Origin of the sequence: Methylomonas sp. LW13 (genome assembly GCF_016865255.1) — a bacterium.
GTDB lineage: Bacteria > Pseudomonadota > Gammaproteobacteria > Methylococcales > Methylomonadaceae > Methylomonas.
This window is the reverse complement of record NZ_CP033381.1, coordinates 2,761,661-2,779,083: the sequence shown is the minus strand read 5'-3', so window position 1 is coordinate 2,779,083 and position 17,423 is coordinate 2,761,661. Positions and strand designations below refer to the sequence as shown.

Genomic DNA, 17,423 nt, shown 5'->3' with positions numbered 1-17,423 from the left:
GAATCAAGTTAAACAACTGCTTTCCGTGGCGATGAACGGGTGAATCTTGGCGCCTCGGCCTTTGTTCAAAACCTGAATGAAGAGATCATTGATGAGACTTACGTCGCCTCGTGGACAAAGACAGCCACGGGCCATTCCGAGACGTCATAGTTGTAGCGATTGCTAACGACGGCGGCCAGATCCGTCAACAGAATCGAATCAATGGTGCTGCCAACCATGCCATCCGATAATGAGTCAAAGCCAACGTGAGCGACTTGGACTTTAGTGGCGAGCCACAGGGATGCGGAGTCAGCAGAAAAACATCATAATTTCAGTGTGAAATTTTCTGACAACAAAGAGTGTGTTGTGAAGATCTGGCACCTAAAAGCCAAGGAATTGAGACGATGAGGCGTTTCATTAGTGACAGTATAGGTTTTAGTATAGTAAATTAAGTTTAATATAAAAAAATCCTTATATTTCATGGGTAATACATTGCTGCATCATCGGCGTGTGTTGCATTTTCTCGTCTTGCTTGGCGCCTTGTGTTTTCTGGTTATTCATTTTTAAATATTTGATATATAAGTAATATTTTTTATTAAAATATTATCGACACTTATAAAAATTTATCTGCACTTTAGCGGGTAGTGTAGGTTTTAGTATGGGTTCCTTCAGGTTGTACATGTGCCTTCATTCGTAAAAAAAACCTATACCAAATGCAATTCTACGCCTGCACCGCAACAGCTTTGCAACCTGGGCGGGAATGGCGTTTGATGGTTACCCTGGAATATGTTTGTCTGCGAAGGTGAGAATCTGATTTTGTCGCTATAGAAGCTGTATTGATGGATGTATTCGGCAGGTATCGATTGGTCATTGGCCGGCTGTGTCGTTTCTATTGGCTATTGTCGCCTGGGAGGCTTTGAAAAACCAGTGTGATTCTCGCAGTGATCCAGTATTAGAAGCCAACTGGACATGTTTACCGCCATAGTGCCTCAGAGGCTTCAACTGAAATTGCGAGGATGTTTTACACGATGCTAAGCGACATGGCGGATTTATGATCCACTTTAATTAGCCGAGCAATGGCTTTTGATTTGATTCAAAAGTACGCTGCAATATCGCTCGTGCAGGCTGGGATATTACGATGCGAGCTAGGCGCTGCGTTGGATTATGCAATGGATGCAGGCAGACTGCCTGAAGCCGCGGTAGATTGGTGGCGCTTAATTTTGGCGTCTGCGACAAGATTTATGAGCTCAAATAGCCCATTTACCCAGCCGTGTCTAAAAGCTAAGCCCGCTTTACGCGGGCTTTTTTGTGCCGATTGCTTTGAATTAGCCGTTGGCCGCAGAGAGCTCGACGCTTCGTTCGAAATAGTCTCCCTGTACCAGATCAAAGCCGGTGTTACGAGCCAATGCGGCTGTGCGTTTGTCATCGATTTGCAGTATGAAGCTTCGGCTGTTGATCGAGCTTGCCAAACTGCTTAATTGTTGGAGTTTTTCCAGGAGTTTATTGTCGCGGATGCGGTCCAATTCCAGCGCCGAGATGCCGACGAAGTCGGGCGCAGCGCGAGTAATTAACTCGAAGGCCGATTTTTCCAGCGAGTGATAATCAAACTTCAATGCCAGTTGGTAACCGCGGCGTTGATAATTTTGCAGGCCGCGCAGCAGCAATTGATAAAAACCGGCATAGGCGTTGTTTGCTGTCAGTGTGATGGTGACGTTGGCGGTTTGCAGGCCGCAGGCCACTATGACCTCTTCAAAATAGGCGCCGTGATCTTCCTTGACACCGAGAATGTGCCGAGGGTCGACTTCCAGAAACAATAATTCGTCGAGATGCGCTTGCGGCAAATAGTTCAGCATATGCACGGCTCGCGACATCCGGTCGAAGTTGATGATGGACTCGACATTAGCCTGTTCGGCCTGGGGCTGGGCCAGATATTGTTCCAGCTCGCTGCTTTGTATCGTTTGTTTGTGAATAGTGGACACGTTCAGTTGCGCAATGTGACCGGTAACATTGGCCGTGCGCAAAGTCTGGCGCAGCGGCGACAATCTGCTGCCGATGCAGATGGGGCCGAATGCCCCGTGCACCGCGCCGTTATCCAGCACAAACGGCCGTAAGCCGTTATTGTGTTCCTGCTCCAGTCTATCGTTAAAATATTCGACTAATTGTTGTAAAGGCATGAGTATCTGTCCAGTAAATCCCTAATAACTGATGGTTTGCTAATAAACGCAGAGGGTAGCGAAACTAACTCATTAAATAAAACGATAATATTTGAAATTAATATGCCTAAATTAGAAGTGCAGCCGCAAAGCCAGGCATGCCGATTTTTAGGAAAGTGGTCAAACGCGATATGACGTGTAGGTATATCTGAACGAGCGGGTGTTTCTATTCGTAGTTTGGAAATGGAACTCGTCCGAGTAGGGCTCGGACAAGTCCCGACAAGCCGAGTTGCCGGCTGGAAATGCCTTAACGCTGGATGTTTGGCGTTTGGAGCCGATGGAATTATTCGCGAACCCGGATCAGATCGTGGCAGCTTTTGCAGGTAGCGCCGACTTTGCCGAATTGGGCTTTAACTTCCGCCGCATCGCCATTGGCCGCCACTTTTTGCAATTCGTTGGCTTCCTTGATGAAAGTCGCTTCGATTTCTTTTACTTCGTCCTGTTTTTCGAAAAATTCAGGTTTCAGACGGGTCGGTTTCCAGCCGGTGCCTTTATCGGTGCCTTGCCCGTAAAGGCTGAGCAGGCCGGAATTGGCGACTGCAGCAACGGCGTTAGCGGCCGCGATTACCTGATCCTTGTTAAAGGTTTCCGGATGGTCGGCTGCCTGCGCTTTGATTTTCGCGGTATTCCAGCCCAAAAACGAGTAGGCCGATTGGCGGAAGCGGATTTGGTCTTCCACTTCGCCGGCCACGGCCGCCGTCGTGGCAGCGCCCAGCGCCAGTGCGACTATCAGTTTCAATTTCATGGGTTAACTCCTTGTGGTTGTAGAAAATGTAACGTTTAAGTTTTTGGATGGGCCGTAGCCGTTTGGAAGCTGGCCAACGGCGCCAGATAATTCACAAAGCCGCCGCTCCAAACGCCCCAGACTACCGTCACCGCGATCAACAAGGTGATGACGAAACGGAACGGCCCGACCGGTTTGACCGGGGAGGGCGCCAGGGATCTGGGCAATTGCTTTTTGCCGGTCAGCATGGCGCCGACCAGATTGGTTTTTTTCAGGCGTTGGTACAGGACAATCGCGCTGACATGCACGGCTACCAAGCCCAGCAGGATATTCACCGCGTAAATGTGCCAGCCGCTCAGTTTGTCGCTGAGTTCTTTATCGATGCTATGAAACAGCGGGCCTTCAAAAGCAATATCGTCGTTGGCGAACAGGCCGGTGACGGCCAGAAAGCTTAAGACTGCCAGCAAAGCAATAATCGCTATCGCACCGGCGGGATTGTGGCCGACGCCTTGCCATTCGCCTTTAACGTATTCCACCAGTCTGGAAAAGGTCGGAAAGAAACTGGCGAAACGGGCATGGGTGGTGCCGATGAAGCCCCAGATCAATCTAAATACCAGCAAGCCCAGAATCAAACTACCGAAGCGGGCATGCCAATCGGTCAGATTGCCGCCCAGTTTGCCGGTGGCGTAAGCGCCGACCACAGCTATGACCAACAACCAATGAAACAGGCGTAATGGCCAATCCCAAATATGCACTTCCACTTTCATTGAAATTCTCCCGATGATTTAACTGTCGCGTAGATAAGCGTTGAAGAAACTGATGGTTCTGTCCCAAGCCAGCTTGGCGGTGGCGGCGTCGTAGCGTGGGGTGGTGTCGTTGTTAAAGCCGTGCTGCACGCCTGGATAGGTGTGGGCTTCGTAATTGACGCCGGCTTTTTGCAAGGCCGCTTCATAGGCCGGCCAGCCGGCATTGATGCGGTCGTCGACGCCGGCGTAATGGATCAGTAACGGCGCCTTGATTTTTGCGGCCTGATCGGCGGCGGGTTGGGCGCCGTAAAACGGTACGCCGGCGCCTAGATCCGGTAGCCGGGTGGCTAGGAAGTTGACGATGCCGCCGCCGTAGCAAAATCCTACCGCGCCGAGCTTACCGTTACTTTGCGGTAATATTTTGATGGCTTGCGCCGCCGCCAAAAAGTCGGCCTGGGTTTTTTCTTTATCCAGTTTTTGGAACAATTCGCGGGCTTTGTCTTCGTCGCCCGGATAACCACCCAAGGTAAACAGTGCGTCCGGTGCGAAGGCAATGAAATTATCCAGCGCCAGGCGCCGGGCGATGTCTTGGATATGCGGATTCAAACCTGGGTTTTCGTGGATAACCAACACCACGGGCAGTTTGCCTGCCGCTTTGGCCGGTTGCACCAGGTAACCACGAATTCTGCCGTTACCATGTGGGGAGGGATATTCCACATACGTGGCTTTAATGCGCGGATCGTCGTCGGCGACTTGCTTCGCTTCGGCAAAACGCGGATTCAGCGCTTCCAGCAACGCTTCGGCGGTCAGGCCTAATAAGGCGTATTTAGGTACCGACGATAAAAAATCCCGCCGGGAAATATCGCCGTGCACATATTTGTCAAAAGCTTGTAAGGCTTCCGGATGAAAGTCTTGAGCGGTCTTGCGCGCCATCGTACAGTTCTCCTAAAAGTTTGTTCCTAAACGCAACGAAACCCTGGACGCAGCGGCTGCATCCTTGGTTTTGGCGTGGTTCGGATTGTGCTTGTGCGGCAGCGTTTGGCGCCGCGATTAACTAGCCGGGCAAACTTGTTACCCGGCCAGTTCATGATTTATTGCGGAACCGTCAGAACCGACAGCTTTGTGACGCCGGCTCGCTCGATGGATGACATCACCTTGGCAACGATGCCGTATTGCACCGCGTCGTCCGCGTTCAGATTTAACGCAAACTCCGGGTTAGCCGCCAGGCGGTTGCGCAATTCGCCTTCGATGATTTCCAGCGGAAACTCCTGTTTATCGATATAGATTTTGCCTTGCGCATCGACACTCAAGTAAGACGCCTGTTTGTCATCCGGCGGCGCGGTTTCCGCGGTTTTCGGCAGGTTGACGTGTACCGCCTGGGTTAACAGGGGCGCGGTGACGATAAACACCACCAGCAGTACCAACATCACATCCACCAGGGGCGTGACGTTGATTTCACCCATTACCTCATCGCAGCCGTCTTCTTTTGTATTAAATGCCATTATGCGTGCGCCTCTTTCGCGATTAATTCTTCATGGGTGTCTTTGATGTTGGATTTTTTGCCGCCGCTAACATCGGTCAAACGTGCGGACGCTACCGGTTTGCTGCCGGCGCGTTCGATGATGAACGAGCTTTTCAGGGCCAAATGCACAAAGTCGATGGCAAAATCGTCCAGGAATGCCCAAACCACTTTATTGCGGCGGATGAAAAAGTTGTAACCCACGACCGCTGGTACCGCGACCGCGATACCCACTGCGGTGGCGATCAAAGCTTCACCGATAGGGCCGGCGACCACTTCCAAGCTGGCAGAACCGGTTTTGCTGATATTGGTCAACGCCCCCATGATGCCCCACACGGTACCGAACAAGCCCACGAACGGCGAGATACTGCCGATGGTGGCCAGCACCGCCAAACCGCTTTCCAACGAGCCGCGTTCTTTCTGCATTTGTTGACGCAAGCGTCTGTCCAGCAACTCCTGCCTGTCCCAGGTGTGTTCCAGGTCGTGAGTAGAGGCGCCGCCGTCGGTTTCGATCAGCGTGGAGAAACCAATGCCGGCGACTCGGGCGGCCGGACCATCCTGATTTTCCAAATGTGCGGCAGCCTGGATGTTGGGCGCGCTCCAAAATTCCTTGTTATAGCGGCGGTTGTGATAGGAAATGCGGATGTGTTGTACGCCTTTGATCAGAATTAAGCCCCAGGTGACTACCGAGGCGGCGATTAAAGTGTTCAGGGTGCCATCGACGATGACGTTGGTTGCTATCTCAGACATTTTTGATCCTCAAAAAATAATTACAATTTAAAAGTGAATGGAACCGTGGTGTAGCGGGCAATCGCGGTATCGCCGCGTTTGGCCGGCACGAAAGACCACTTGAGAACGGCTTTGACGGCAGCATCGTCCAGCACTTTCTGGCCGCTGGATTTGCTGACGGTCACGCTATCGGTAGTGCCGTCGGGCAGCACGTGTACTTTCATCACCACTTTGCCTTCCCAGCCGCGTTCTTGCGCAACTTCCGGATATTCAGGCAACGGGTTGTGCAGGTAAGCCGCGTCGGCTACCGGCTCGGTGATTTTTTCCTCAACCACCGGCGCGGGAGGCGCTGGCGGAGCCGGTGGGGCGTTGTCTACTACCGGCCCTTCAACAGGCGCCGGCGCGGGCGCTTCCTCAACGACTTTAGGCACCGGTTGGATTTTTGGCGGCTTTAGCGGTACGACCTTAGGTTTGGGCGGTTGTGGCTTAACTTTTGGCGGTGGTGGCGGCACCGGTTTGGGTTGCGGCCTGGTCAGTGTGATTTGGACTTTGGTCTCAGGCTTGATTGGCTCCACAATTTCTTGCTCAAACGCCGCGCCGCTGAAGTGATCGACTACCGTGTTATGGATAAAGATGGTTAGTGCGCCGATTAATAGAAAATCGACCCATTTGTGATCGCGAGTTTCGGTGACGTATTTAAAGTCTCCCAAGGCTACTGCAACCCGTGAATGCGTCAAACCTTCCGGCAACTGAGTAACAGGCGATTTTAATGAAACCACCTCTGCCGCGTTCCAATCTGCGGGGGCTCCCGCCGGTACCAGTTTATTAAAAGTTGCTAAAGGACTGCTCATGCCAATGTTCCCCATTTCTTAAATATAAAGGCCATATTCCCCGTTGTGCCGCGTAAAGTAAGCGATTGTTTAAAATGGTGAATAGGCTTTGATCGCTGCTATTGATTTCTAATAGAGCACGAGCTGTGCCAGATTGTCGGATGGCGTCGCTATATCTGGCTTGGATGGCGAGTTAGAGAGCTAAGTGGTTTATTTATCGATTGTTTTTCAGGGAAAACGCCGGGCGATGCGCGAGCGGATAGCTAGGAATTTCAGCGGATATTCAATCCCGTATTGCTTGCTGAGCACCAATTTTCCGGAGCTTGTGTTTAAAGGGTGTTTGCAGGGCAACAGTTGTTAAGTGCAAGAGATGTCTTAGCCGCAAACGACAACATGCGTTGAGTGTGGGATGGGCCTAAGTAAGCCGGCGAGGACGCGCTGCTGTCGGCTTGGGTCGCCAATGCCGACAGCTACAGAAAATCTTTGGGTTTGGTCGGAGCTTTTGTCCGCCAGCAATTCCAATACCTGCCGCAAGCTTTGTTAGGCGGTTTTGGATTGCAATTGTTGCCGTTCCGCAAAAGGCATAAAGGCTAACAGTATGTAAGGGCGGGGTTAATAGTTTGCCGGCAGCTATAAGTTTATGCCGTGTTGACTTAGCCATGGCTTTAAAAAGCTCCATAACAGTCCGGCTGTACCGCTACCGACAATAACCGGAATAACCCCGGCTTTGTAGCGAAACAAAGCCAGTATGGCGGCTAGCCCGATTAATAGAGCGACCTTGTCCGCCACACCTTCAAATCCTTGGGGCCAGAAGACGTGATAGGCAAAGAATACAGCCAGATTCAGAATGACACCTACCACGGCGGCGGTAACGCCGGTCAATGGTGCGGTGAATTTCAAATTGTTGTGAGTCGATTCCACGAGCGGTCCGCCGGCCAAAATGAACAGAAAGCTGGGCAGGAAGGTGAAGTAAGTCACCACGGTAGCGGCTAGCGCGCCCGCTAAAAATAAATGCTCGCCGCCGAATAGTGTTTGGTTCCAGCCGGCGACGAAGCCGACGAAGGTGACGACCATGATCAGCGGACCGGGCGTGGTTTCGCCCAAGGCCAGACCGTCAATCATTTGCGTTGGTGTCAGCCAGTGGTAATGTTCCACCGCGCCTTGGTACACATAAGGCAGCACCGCATAGGCCCCGCCGAACGTGAGCAGGGCCGCTTTGGTAAAAAACCAACCCATCTGCGTTAATGCGCCGTCCCAGCCGTACTGAGTGCAAAGCCAACCGAGCGCACCACCCCATAATCCCAAAGCGATAAAGGCCAGCCTGACCAGCTTACCGGTATTGAAGCGGGCGTGCTCGGGGGGAGGCGTGTTGTCGTCTATCAATGCCGGGCCGAAATGTGGGTTAGATTTGCCGTGACCTCCGCCCAAATTAAAATATTGGGGGGCCCATTTACCGCCGAGCGCGCCAAGCAAGCCGGCGACGAACACGATTAGCGGAAACGGTATTCGCAACGCAAAAATAGCCAGAAACGCTAGGGCGGCGATTGCCCACAACCAAGCGTTTTTCAGGGTCCGGGAGCCAATTCGATACGCGGCAAACAGCACAATCGCGGTCACGGCGGGTTTTATGCCATACAGTACCCCGGCCACGGCTGGTAAATGCCCGTAAGCCATATAAACCCAACCCAAACCGATTAGAATCAACAAGGATGGCAATACAAACAAGCCGCCGGCCATGATGCCGCCCCAGCTTCGATGCATCAGCCAGCCGATATAGGTTGCTAATTGTTGGGCTTCCGGGCCGGGCAGCAGCATGCAGTAATTTAAGGCATGCAGGTAACGGCGCTCGGAGATCCAGCGCTTATTTTCTACCAGATCCTGATGCATGATGGCGATCTGTCCGGCGGGACCACCGAAGCTGATAAAGCCCAGTTTTAGCCAATACCCAAAAGCCTGTTTCAAACTCACGGGCGGCGGTGGATTGCTGGATGCCTGATTGTTGTTCATCGGTTTGTTCCTGAGAGGGCTTTACAAAAAGTGTCGAAAATATTTCCCGGTTTCGATCTGCGAAGCAAACGCGGCTTGCCATGACTTTGCCTGGTTTGGTGCGTGTCTTTGTTGTTTGGCATCAATTATGCTCGAAAAATTATGAGATTTGTTCGTCAACTAATTGACTATCATAAGAAAAATTTTGCAACTAAGCGTTTTAAAATTCGCCACGCAACGGGTATCGGACTATTATTAGTCCTGTTTCTAGGAATGCTTTTGCGGCCTGGTTCGCAGTACGGAATTAAAAATGTGTTAAGCGATCGATGCTTAGATAGGAACGCATTTGCCATAGCGGATTGTTAATCGTCAGGGTAATTTTGGCCGCTACCGGCAGATAGCTTAGACCGAGCGGGTTGGACAAGCGTCTGTAACAGGAGGATTTGTTCGCCGAGCTCATAATGCCAACTTTGGAACAGGAGGAAATCATGAAAGCCCATGATTTTTCGTTTCTGAAGCAGTCCAAACCCATTTCCGCCGTCATTGGCGGCTGGCTGGTTATTTGTGCGCTAAATGTCCTCGCAGATGCGCCGCCGGTAAGTTTTGAAACGCCTTCCGCGTTAATTCTGACTCCTTCGGATCAAGCACTGACAGCCGATGCCACTGATAGCTCGAATCTTTTGTTGAGTAATGCCGGGCGCAGCACGGCAAACATTAATCCGACTGAAAAACGCAAAAGCCGACCAGTAAACTTGGGTTGCGGTGTCGATGTAAACCAATTCGCCAGTGAAGACAATTCCCTGTCCAGTCGATTGGTTGGGGCATGCGACTTGAAGTTTCGTTACTGAAATCAGGTATCTGTTGGTCGGACAAGATTCAAGTCTGGAAATGCGCTTAGCCGACCAAATGTTGGATTTGCTGACTGGTAATCGCGACGGTATTTAATTTGCGGATTTGCGGTTCGATGCCGTCGAAATTGCCACGAAATTCCATCAGACGCAGTTCGGCTTCAATATCGGCTACTTCCAGCAGGTTTTTCAGCAACCTATCCTGCATTTCTCGCAAGCCGCGCTGCCGGCCGAAATAACCCTCCAGGCACTCACCCACCAGCATGAATGCTGCCGCAAACACCGTCAATACTGCAAAAGCCAATACCAATTTTGGCACACCCTGGGTTAATGCCGCTATCAATGCGCCCGCCGACAGGGTGGCGATGGTGCTGCCGATCAAACGCAAGCGCACCGAGCCTCGCAAACGTGTGCTCAGCAAATTATAAATACTCAAACACTCCTGTCTGACCAGGCCTTTGGTGCTCATGGCTAAATCGACCAGTAACTGGGATTGCGACGAATTGTCTTGCCCGATTAATTTTCCGGGCCTGAGGGTTTCGGTGTAACCGGGATGCTTCGCGCAAATTTGATCCAGCAATTCCGGTCTTAACCTGCTGAGCAGATTGACCAGAGCCTGAATATCAAGAGCGATTGAGTCAAGCATGCATATCTCCACCGGGGCGTGTAAAGGGACAACGGCCAATAATAACCGGGCTTTGGCTATTGCGGGCACAGATTTTTCGGCACTGCGCAAGTTTAGGAGAATTGGCGCAAAAACCAAGGAGGTAAGCGTTGTTAAAGCAAGTGGCTTCAGTTTTAAACGATTTTAGATTGGGCTGAGACATGTTGATGAAGCGCGATTAAGTTCTTCGACAGGCTCAGTGCCCGCAGGTTTATTGATTCCGTTCGTGGTGTGCTTTTTGAGGAAGATTCGTCACCATAGCGACCGTATTTGTCGCTTATGCCCCTATTCTAGCTCCAATCAAAATGTTGTCGCTTTGGAGTCAGTCATGATTAAAAATTCTTTCCCTACATTTATGCGCCCTACACGCAGCACTCGCAGGCGCAGTGCTAAACGCCAACAATTCGATGCTTATCAACGTTTGGCGGCAATCTACCTATTGCGGCTTGTATTAAATATGTCGGGAAGCCTGAAACAAATCCGTTCATTGCGTTTTATTATGAACGACATACTCAGTCTTATAGAGTTATCTGAATGTCAAATAAGTGAAGGTGATTTTGAAGACAATGAAGGCGATAAAAAGAATACCCTAGCACATAGTTCTACAGCGGGGTTACGAAAGCGCATGCGCCGCCATCTGGACTATTTATTGGCAGAGGGTATTGATGCCAATATGCCATTATTCGCGAACATCAAGCTGATCGGCCAGACTTTAAAATTAAATAACGCGGAGCAGGAAATACTAATCCTGCGTCTTTTGATGCCCTTGATAGAACCTTTCCGGGATAAGGTCACTGATCTTTGCGTAGGTTGCACCTTGCAGTCCATGGTGGAGTATCTTAGCGTAATGACGGTACGTTCCGCCGGGGAAATCCGCAAGGCCTTGCAGCCTGCTAGTCCATTATTGCAAATGGGTTGGCTCACTATTCAGCCGGGACTTAATGACCTGGAAGACAAATTGATCCCGGCCGATGGCTTGTTGGACATCTTGCTCCGCGACCATGCCAGTAGGGATGAATTGTTTGCCAACTTTTATCAATTGGTCAATCGAACCCAACTGGAGATGGACGATTATGCTCATTTGCAGCACGACATTGATGTGCTGCTGCCTTACCTGACAACGGCACTCCAAGAAAAGCAAGTAGGAGTCAACATCCTCATCTACGGCCCGCCCGGCGTCGGCAAAACCGAGCTTGCCAAGCTGTTGGCGCAAACATTGGACACACCGTTGTATGAAGTCCTGTGTGCTGACCAGGAAGGTAACGCCTTGCGCGGCAATGCCCGCTTTACGGCGTGCAATGTCAGTCAAAAGTTATTGAGCAAAAGCCGTAAGCCCGGCTTGCTATTGTTTGATGAAGCCGAAGATGTCTTCCCCGGCAGGCATAGCGTCTTTTTCGATGATGCAGACGACGGGCAAACTAACGGTCATGGCGACAAAGCCTGGATCAACAAGCAACTTGAAACCAACCCTGTACCGGTCATCTGGATTTCCAACCGTGTTGCAACAATGGACAAAGCCTATTTGCGCCGCTTTAGCTATTCGGTGGAAATCGACAAAATGCCCACCAACATCCGTCGTCGTATCGTCAACAAATACAGCAAAGGCTTAAAGGTCAGTGCGCAGTGGCGGGATAATCTGGTTAATTTCGACCAACTGACTCCCGCTCAAATCGAAAAGGCAACGCGGGTGGCGCGGAACACCCAAAAGCATGCGCCGGATCAGACCGAGCAGATTGCTGAGCGAGTGTTGAAAGCGAGTATGCGCTTGCTCAAGCAAAAGTACAGCTCTCAATCAGCGACAGTTTGGACGCAGTTTGACAGGACATTTACCAATACCGACCTGGATTTGGATGCCTTAATCGCCGGGCTTAAACGCAATGCGCGCGGCAACTTCTGTTTTTACGGTGCGCCGGGTACGGGCAAAACCGCATTGGCACTGCATATCGCGGACATAACCGGGCTGCCATTGCATATTAAACGCGCTTCCGACCTGCTCGATAAATATGTCGGCGAAAGCGAGAAAAACATTGCCAAGATGTTTGAGGAAGCCGAAGCCCAGGGAGGTATCCTGTTATTGGACGAAGCCGATAGTTTGTTAAGCGACCGCAGCTATGCCCAAAGAAGCTGGGAAATTACCCAGGTTAACGAAATGCTCACCCAGATGGAAACCTTCTCTGGTATTTTCATTTGTACCACTAACCTGATGGATAAACTGGATGCGGCATCCTTACGCCGCTTCGATTTTAAGGTGAAATTCGATTACCTCACTCTCGATCAGCGTTGGTCGTTGTTTCGGCAAGAATGTCAACGACTTGGCGGACAATTACCGTCCAACCCGGAAAACGTGGCTATACTCAAACAGCAAGTCCAGCGGCTTTCCAAGCTTACACCGGGTGATTTTGCCGTGGTCAGTCGGCAAGTCGCGGTGTTAGGGGTAATTCCACAGCCGGAAAGAATGATTCAAGTGCTGGAGCATGAGTGCAAGGCGAAGGGGGAGACGTTTACGCAGATTGGGTTTGTGCAATAAGAATAAAAGCTTTTCAAAGGAGAAATTTATGGAAAATAACGCTCAATTATCATTGCGAAAAACTTATTCGTTCGCAAAAAAGTTTTTAATTAAACAGATACCATATCCCAAGGCAAAAGATATTGTTGAAAGTTATCTTAATATGCCTGATAAAAGCGATGAGTCTGTCAATATAAAAGTTCTTTTCAGAAGTTTATTAAGATCAGCCCAAAATGCAAATATGAAGAAAAATGTTGTCGGTGGATCGATAGATGGGATAGACAATCTGGGAAAAGCTCTTTTTTCATTTAATCCACGTAAAGTCGAAGCGGAATTTTTCAATAACCCTGAAGGCCTTTTAGATCATATTATTGTTGTTCTTCAACCTTCTGGACAAATTAGAAATGATTCGAAAAGCATTTGGCCAAAATATTGCAAAACAATACTTTCGGCTGCTGCTTTTTTAAACCAGTTTAAAGATGGTGAAGAGTTTTATGATTGGGCTAATCATTTTTATCAAGATGAAAGGTCAATGTCAGCATTACCGATGATAATTGCTGAAGAGATATATGGCCTTGGCTATCCGCTTGCTTGTGATTTTTTGAAAGATTTAGGATTTGTTGATTATGGCAAACCTGATGTACACATTAAAGACATATTCGTTGGTATCGGTCTATGTGAGGAGAATCCAAGTAATTACCAAGTTCAAAAGGTTATATTTCAAATAAGTAAAGCCGCAAAAGTAACCGCTTTTGACGTTGATAAGGTATTTTGGTTGATAGGAAGTGGCGTCCTTTATAAGCACCCGAATCTCGATAACATAGGTAGATCAAAGAATGATTTTATAGATGAGTTCAATAGTTCATTTAATAACTAAATGGACACCATCCTCCGCTACTTCGAAATGCTCAGATTCATCCCCAAAGAACCGGAGTCCATTACCACTCCGGATTTGCTGAAAAAACTGCAAGACTTAGGTTACGAGGTGGACATCAGGACGGTGCAGCGGGATTTAAATAAGCTGTCTTCATCAGGCTTGTTTCCCTTCACCAGTTCGGATGAAACCAAGCCCTTATGCTGGTTCTGGCCGAAGCAATCCGCGCGTATGCAATTTCCGTTGATGTCGGCGGATGAGGCGCTGACATTCAAGCTAGTTGAGCAGTTTTTGATTCCGTTGTTGCCGTTATCCGTCAGAGCGCATTTGGCCGATTATTTCGCGTTGGCCGATGGTACGCTGAAACATTCTCCCTTGGCCCATTGGCCGGATAAAGTTAGAACGATTCCCGCCAATCAAACCTTGTTGCCACCGCAAATCGACGTCGAGGTATTGAAGGTAGTGTACGAAGCGCTGTTGAAAAACCGGCGTTTTTCAGCAGGCTATCTGCGGCGGGACGAAGCCGCCAAACAGTACGAAGTCAACCCCTTGGGCTTGATGTTCCGGGGCAATGTGGCTTACCTGCTGGCGACGTTGTGGGATTATCAGGATGTAAAACAATTGGCGTTGCATCGTTTCGAACAGGCTATATTGCTGGATAAGGCGGTTACCGTACCCGTGGATTACGATCCGGATGTTTACATAGCCTCAGGCGAGTTCGACTACCCAACTGCGCCTGACGCCGACATTCAGCTGGTAGTGAAAATTTCTCCCTGGGTGCGTAAGCACTTGTCGGAAACCCCGCTGAGCCCTGATCAGCAGATTACGGCGCTCCAGGACGGTTATTTCCGGTTGCAGGCTTCGGTAAAAGACACCTTGCAACTGCGGTGGTGGTTGCGAGGATTCGGTGCGGATATTGAGGTGCTGGAGCCAGATTCGCTAAGGCAAATGTTTGCCGAAACCGTTCGATTGCTGGGCAAAATATACGGTATGTAGGCTTCCAGTATGAACAACCTCTCGATAGCCTATCCGTGGAAATCGTCATGCCAGACTATGGTGCTCGAATTGAAATGCTGCGCGGTAAGGCTATGAACGCCGGTTTCGAGTTGGACATGGACATCGCGTGCTTTATCGCTAGGCGGATTTGCTCGGATGTCAGGGAGTTGGAGATTACATTGCATAAGTCGCAAGCCTAACCAATATGTTTGGAGAAAAAGTGACGCTTGCGCAAGTGGAAGCTTTGTTGTTTTTAAACTAAGGCGCGCAATGCGAAAACGCCGAGATTAAACGACCGGTTTTGTCGCATGGTTCCCGTAGATTGTCTATTTGCAATCACTGGAGCTAATAAGATGTCAGATAATCGTTACTTGCGCCGCAAGAGGCCACAGCAAGCGGGAAATGCTGCGTGAACCAACAAAACGCGATTTTGCGTGCCGCCCAAGCCATTGCCGATGCGGACACTCTGTTGATTACCGCCGGTGCCGGCATGGGTGTCGATTCTGGCTTACCGGATTTTCGCGGCAAGCAAGGCTTCTGGCGCGCACATCCAAGCTATGCCGCCGAAGGGTTGACGTTTCAGGATCTAGCGAATCCGCAATGGTTTTTTAACGAACCGAGACGCGCCTGGGGCTTTTACGGTTCTCGCTACCATTCGTATGGAAATACGCAGCCGCATGCCGGTTTTAAACTGTTGAAAAGCTGGTTAGACAGCAAGCCCAATCCGGGGTTTGTGTACACCAGCAATGTGGACGGACATTTTCAAAAGGCGGGGTTTGCCGAAGAGAGCATTTACGAATGTCACGGTTCAATCCATTACTTGCAATGTTGCATGCCTTGTAACCAAAGGATTTGGCCTATTAAAACACTCCAGCTAACGGTGGACAGCCACAGTATGATAGCCCAGGGCTCCTTGCCTTTTTGCCCCGATTGCGGCGGATTTGCCCGTCCCAATATTTTGATGTTTGACGATGCCTTTTGGTTAGAGCATCGTGCCCGGCAACAACAAAAGCGATACTTGGATTGGCGCTTACGGGCCGTGCATCAACAAGTTGTGATCATTGAGTTGGGTGTCGGCTCGGCAATAGGCCCAATTCGCTGGGTCGGAGAAAATTTTCCCGGTACATTGCTTCGTATCAACCCGAGCGAATCGAAGGCCCCCAAAGGCAGTATTTCGCTTGCCATGTCGGCATTGGCGGCGCTGACTGCTATCGAGCGGATTCTCTCCGCTGGGCACGGACCGCAAGACCTAGAACTGTAAGACAGGTAAGCCAAGAGTTTGACTGCCAAGAAACGATTATTGGCAATCGAACTGCTTAGGCCAATCCCGATAATTGAACACCTGACCTTCTTGGCGCACAGTATCCACCGCCGCTAAATCCAGGTCGGCATACACCCATTGCGCCTGGTTGTATTCACCAATCGCTAAAATCCCGTTGTTCGGAAAACCACGATCCACCGGCGTGTAGATTGCCGCCGCGCCGCAGTTGACGTCCACCGCTTCCGACCAATCGGCGTTGCCAACCAAGGAGGCTTGTACGACATAGCATTGATTTTCCAAGGCGCGGGCCTGGCAACCGATGCGCACCCGGTAATAACCGGCCTCGGTATCGGTGCAGCTAGGCACCAGAATCAAGGTGGCGCCGCGTTCCGCTTGTTGGCGGGCGTAATGCGGAAATTCGCTGTCGTAGCAGATATTGATGGCGACTTTGCCGAATACGGTATCAAATAACTTGATGTCCAAGCCACGGGAAATATGCCATTGCTCGTTCTCGAAGCGCGTCATGGTCAGCTTTTCTTGATAATCCAAGTTGCCTTGCGGGGTGAAGAAATAGGCGTGATTGCGAAATTCGCCGTTGGCGTGTTTGACCGGGTAAGTCCCTGCTTGAATGTAGACTCGGTATTCGGCGGCCAGCGCTTTAAATAGGTCCAGATAGCCGGGCAGCAAGGTTTGCAAAGCATCTAACTGGCCGTTCAACGAGGAATACACTTCCTTGGGAAACAGCGATGCCAGTTCCATGCAGGCATATTCCGGGAACAAAAGAATGTCGGCTTTGTTATCGGCGGCTTCTTTGACCCAACGGCGGGCCTTGATTTCAAAGTTTTCCCAGGTTTCCAGGAAGCTGATGTCGTATTGGGCGCTGGCAATTTTAGGCACGGTCTTCCCTCAACCAAAAAGTCATCGGTTTGGCGGTTTCGGCGACGTCGTCGAGATCCTTCCAGGTGTAGGTGGTTTTCAACTCGGGATGTTTGAAGTAGCCGCGCTTGTTCCAGAACGCATCCAGTGGCACGTAATCGGCTGGCCGGCGCGGGTGGTCAAGCGGGCGCTCGACGCAGCAAAAGGTGATGTGTCTGAAACCGCCCAAATCTTCGGCATGGGCTTCGCGTTGTTCGAAAAACTTCACGCCAATGCCGAGCCCACGGTAGGCCTTGTTCAACACCGATTCACCACAATAAAACACTTGATTCGGATCGTAGCAATGTTCGATGAACGGCTTTTTGACCTCGTCGGTTTCATATTTCAACGGGATCGCCGTCGACGCGCCGATGATGGCGTCGCCATCGAACGCCAGCACGATGACGCTTTCCGGGCAATTTATATAAGTTTGCAGGTATTTCTTCTCGTACTCGTAATCGCCGTCATACAAATACGGAAAATCCCGGAACACCTCGATGCGCAGTCGCGCCAGTTCCGGAATGTATTGAATCAAGGCGTCGCCGCTGAGGCGCTGGATGCGGATGTCTTTGCTCATGCTGGTTTGCGGTTGAATGAAAACAAAATGTCGGTCGCCAAGCTTAAGGCGCGAAA

The 17,423-nt window shown here is 50.4% G+C and carries 17 protein-coding genes; 6 read left to right on the top strand and 11 right to left on the bottom strand.

The features are described from left to right. Window positions 1-1,304: 1,304 nt before the first annotated feature. From JL719_RS12465 to chrA, 8 genes are all read right to left on the bottom strand, one after another. Window positions 1,305-2,153, bottom strand: coding sequence for an EAL domain-containing protein (locus JL719_RS12465; RefSeq protein WP_033158681.1), 849 nt, complete (start codon window positions 2,151-2,153; stop codon window positions 1,305-1,307). Window positions 2,154-2,475: 322 nt separating this feature from the next. Further along, on the bottom strand, window positions 2,476-2,937 hold the full coding sequence (locus JL719_RS12460; protein WP_033158680.1) for a cytochrome c: 462 nt from the start codon (window positions 2,935-2,937) through the stop codon (window positions 2,476-2,478). 35 nt (window positions 2,938-2,972) lie between these two features. Next, window positions 2,973-3,683: a cytochrome b/b6 domain-containing protein gene (locus JL719_RS12455; protein ID WP_033158679.1), complete on the bottom strand. Its 711-nt coding sequence runs from the start codon at window positions 3,681-3,683 to the stop codon at window positions 2,973-2,975. Window positions 3,684-3,701: 18 nt separating this feature from the next. Then, window positions 3,702-4,595, bottom strand: coding sequence for a dienelactone hydrolase family protein (locus tag JL719_RS12450; RefSeq protein ID WP_033158678.1), 894 nt, complete (start codon window positions 4,593-4,595; stop codon window positions 3,702-3,704). A 158-nt stretch (window positions 4,596-4,753) separates the two neighbouring features. Then, window positions 4,754-5,164 (bottom strand): ExbD/TolR family protein, encoded by a 411-nt coding sequence (locus JL719_RS12445; protein ID WP_033158677.1) that lies wholly within the window; start codon window positions 5,162-5,164, stop codon window positions 4,754-4,756. Beyond that, a complete protein-coding gene (locus JL719_RS12440) occupies window positions 5,164-5,931 on the bottom strand; it encodes a MotA/TolQ/ExbB proton channel family protein (RefSeq protein ID WP_033158676.1) in 768 nt (255 codons plus the stop codon). Before JL719_RS12440 ends, JL719_RS12445 begins: the two co-directional genes overlap by 1 nt. A 20-nt stretch (window positions 5,932-5,951) precedes the next feature. Beyond that, window positions 5,952-6,761, bottom strand: a complete 810-nt coding sequence (locus tag JL719_RS12435; protein ID WP_033158675.1) for an energy transducer TonB — start codon at window positions 6,759-6,761, stop codon at window positions 5,952-5,954. Window positions 6,762-7,370: 609 nt separating this feature from the next. Then, window positions 7,371-8,747, bottom strand: coding sequence for a chromate efflux transporter (gene chrA, locus JL719_RS12430; protein WP_033158674.1), 1,377 nt, complete (start codon window positions 8,745-8,747; stop codon window positions 7,371-7,373). A gap of 440 nt (window positions 8,748-9,187) precedes the next feature. Here chrA and JL719_RS12425 point away from each other — a divergent pair, with 440 nt between their 5' ends. Then, window positions 9,188-9,574, top strand: coding sequence for a hypothetical protein (locus tag JL719_RS12425; RefSeq protein ID WP_033158673.1), 387 nt, complete (start codon window positions 9,188-9,190; stop codon window positions 9,572-9,574). Between the two features lie 46 nt (window positions 9,575-9,620). Here JL719_RS12425 and JL719_RS12420 read toward each other — a convergent pair whose 3' ends face one another. Beyond that, the gene (locus JL719_RS12420) at window positions 9,621-10,220 is read right to left on the bottom strand and encodes a hypothetical protein (protein ID WP_033158672.1); all 600 of its coding nucleotides are present in this window, start codon (window positions 10,218-10,220) and stop codon (window positions 9,621-9,623) included. A 643-nt stretch (window positions 10,221-10,863) separates the two neighbouring features. Here JL719_RS12420 and JL719_RS12415 point away from each other — a divergent pair. The 5 genes from JL719_RS12415 (at window position 10,864) to JL719_RS12395 (ending at window position 15,875) form a co-directional block, all read left to right on the top strand. Then, window positions 10,864-12,765, top strand: a complete 1,902-nt coding sequence (locus JL719_RS12415) for an AAA family ATPase (protein WP_051670371.1) — start codon at window positions 10,864-10,866, stop codon at window positions 12,763-12,765. Between the two features lie 28 nt (window positions 12,766-12,793). Beyond that, window positions 12,794-13,621 carry a Dag2 family anti-phage DNA glycosylase gene (gene dag2 / locus JL719_RS12410; protein ID WP_033158671.1) on the top strand — a complete coding sequence of 276 codons (828 nt, stop codon included), beginning with the start codon at window positions 12,794-12,796 and terminating at the stop codon, window positions 13,619-13,621. Beyond that, the gene (locus JL719_RS12405) at window positions 13,622-14,614 is read left to right on the top strand and encodes a helix-turn-helix transcriptional regulator (RefSeq protein WP_033158670.1); all 993 of its coding nucleotides are present in this window, start codon (window positions 13,622-13,624) and stop codon (window positions 14,612-14,614) included. Window positions 14,615-14,661: 47 nt separating this feature from the next. Continuing rightward, the gene (locus JL719_RS12400) at window positions 14,662-14,814 is read left to right on the top strand and encodes a DnaA ATPase domain-containing protein (RefSeq protein WP_084153422.1); all 153 of its coding nucleotides are present in this window, start codon (window positions 14,662-14,664) and stop codon (window positions 14,812-14,814) included. Between the two features lie 209 nt (window positions 14,815-15,023). After that, window positions 15,024-15,875: an SIR2 family NAD-dependent protein deacylase gene (locus tag JL719_RS12395; RefSeq protein ID WP_051670369.1), complete on the top strand. Its 852-nt coding sequence runs from the start codon at window positions 15,024-15,026 to the stop codon at window positions 15,873-15,875. Between the two features lie 36 nt (window positions 15,876-15,911). Here the strand turns inward: JL719_RS12395 and JL719_RS12390 are convergent, their stop codons facing one another. Together JL719_RS12390 and JL719_RS12385 are read right to left on the bottom strand one after the other, a co-directional pair. Further along, window positions 15,912-16,772, bottom strand: coding sequence for a carbon-nitrogen hydrolase family protein (locus JL719_RS12390; RefSeq protein ID WP_033158669.1), 861 nt, complete (start codon window positions 16,770-16,772; stop codon window positions 15,912-15,914). Then, window positions 16,765-17,367, bottom strand: coding sequence for a GNAT family N-acetyltransferase (locus tag JL719_RS12385; protein WP_033158668.1), 603 nt, complete (start codon window positions 17,365-17,367; stop codon window positions 16,765-16,767). The genes JL719_RS12390 and JL719_RS12385 overlap by 8 nt, the downstream gene beginning before the upstream one ends. Window positions 17,368-17,423 lie beyond the last annotated feature (56 nt).

Coding starts and splice junctions, on each gene's coding strand:
- dag2 (WP_033158671.1), top strand. CDS start 12,794: ATGGAAAATAACGCTCAATTATCATTGCGAAAAACTTATTCGTTCGCA.
- JL719_RS12420 (WP_033158672.1), bottom strand. CDS start 10,220: ATGCTTGACTCAATCGCTCTTGATATTCAGGCTCTGGTCAATCTGCTC.
- JL719_RS12440 (WP_033158676.1), bottom strand. CDS start 5,931: ATGTCTGAGATAGCAACCAACGTCATCGTCGATGGCACCCTGAACACT.
- JL719_RS12415 (WP_051670371.1), top strand. CDS start 10,864: ATGCGCCGCCATCTGGACTATTTATTGGCAGAGGGTATTGATGCCAAT.
- JL719_RS12460 (WP_033158680.1), bottom strand. CDS start 2,937: ATGAAATTGAAACTGATAGTCGCACTGGCGCTGGGCGCTGCCACGACG.
- JL719_RS12405 (WP_033158670.1), top strand. CDS start 13,622: ATGGACACCATCCTCCGCTACTTCGAAATGCTCAGATTCATCCCCAAA.
- JL719_RS12465 (WP_033158681.1), bottom strand. CDS start 2,153: ATGCCTTTACAACAATTAGTCGAATATTTTAACGATAGACTGGAGCAG.
- JL719_RS12425 (WP_033158673.1), top strand. CDS start 9,188: ATGCCAACTTTGGAACAGGAGGAAATCATGAAAGCCCATGATTTTTCG.
- chrA (WP_033158674.1), bottom strand. CDS start 8,747: ATGAACAACAATCAGGCATCCAGCAATCCACCGCCGCCCGTGAGTTTG.
- JL719_RS12385 (WP_033158668.1), bottom strand. CDS start 17,367: ATGAGCAAAGACATCCGCATCCAGCGCCTCAGCGGCGACGCCTTGATT.
- JL719_RS12445 (WP_033158677.1), bottom strand. CDS start 5,164: ATGGCATTTAATACAAAAGAAGACGGCTGCGATGAGGTAATGGGTGAA.
- JL719_RS12435 (WP_033158675.1), bottom strand. CDS start 6,761: ATGAGCAGTCCTTTAGCAACTTTTAATAAACTGGTACCGGCGGGAGCC.
- JL719_RS12450 (WP_033158678.1), bottom strand. CDS start 4,595: ATGGCGCGCAAGACCGCTCAAGACTTTCATCCGGAAGCCTTACAAGCT.
- JL719_RS12455 (WP_033158679.1), bottom strand. CDS start 3,683: ATGAAAGTGGAAGTGCATATTTGGGATTGGCCATTACGCCTGTTTCAT.
- JL719_RS12400 (WP_084153422.1), top strand. CDS start 14,662: ATGCCAGACTATGGTGCTCGAATTGAAATGCTGCGCGGTAAGGCTATG.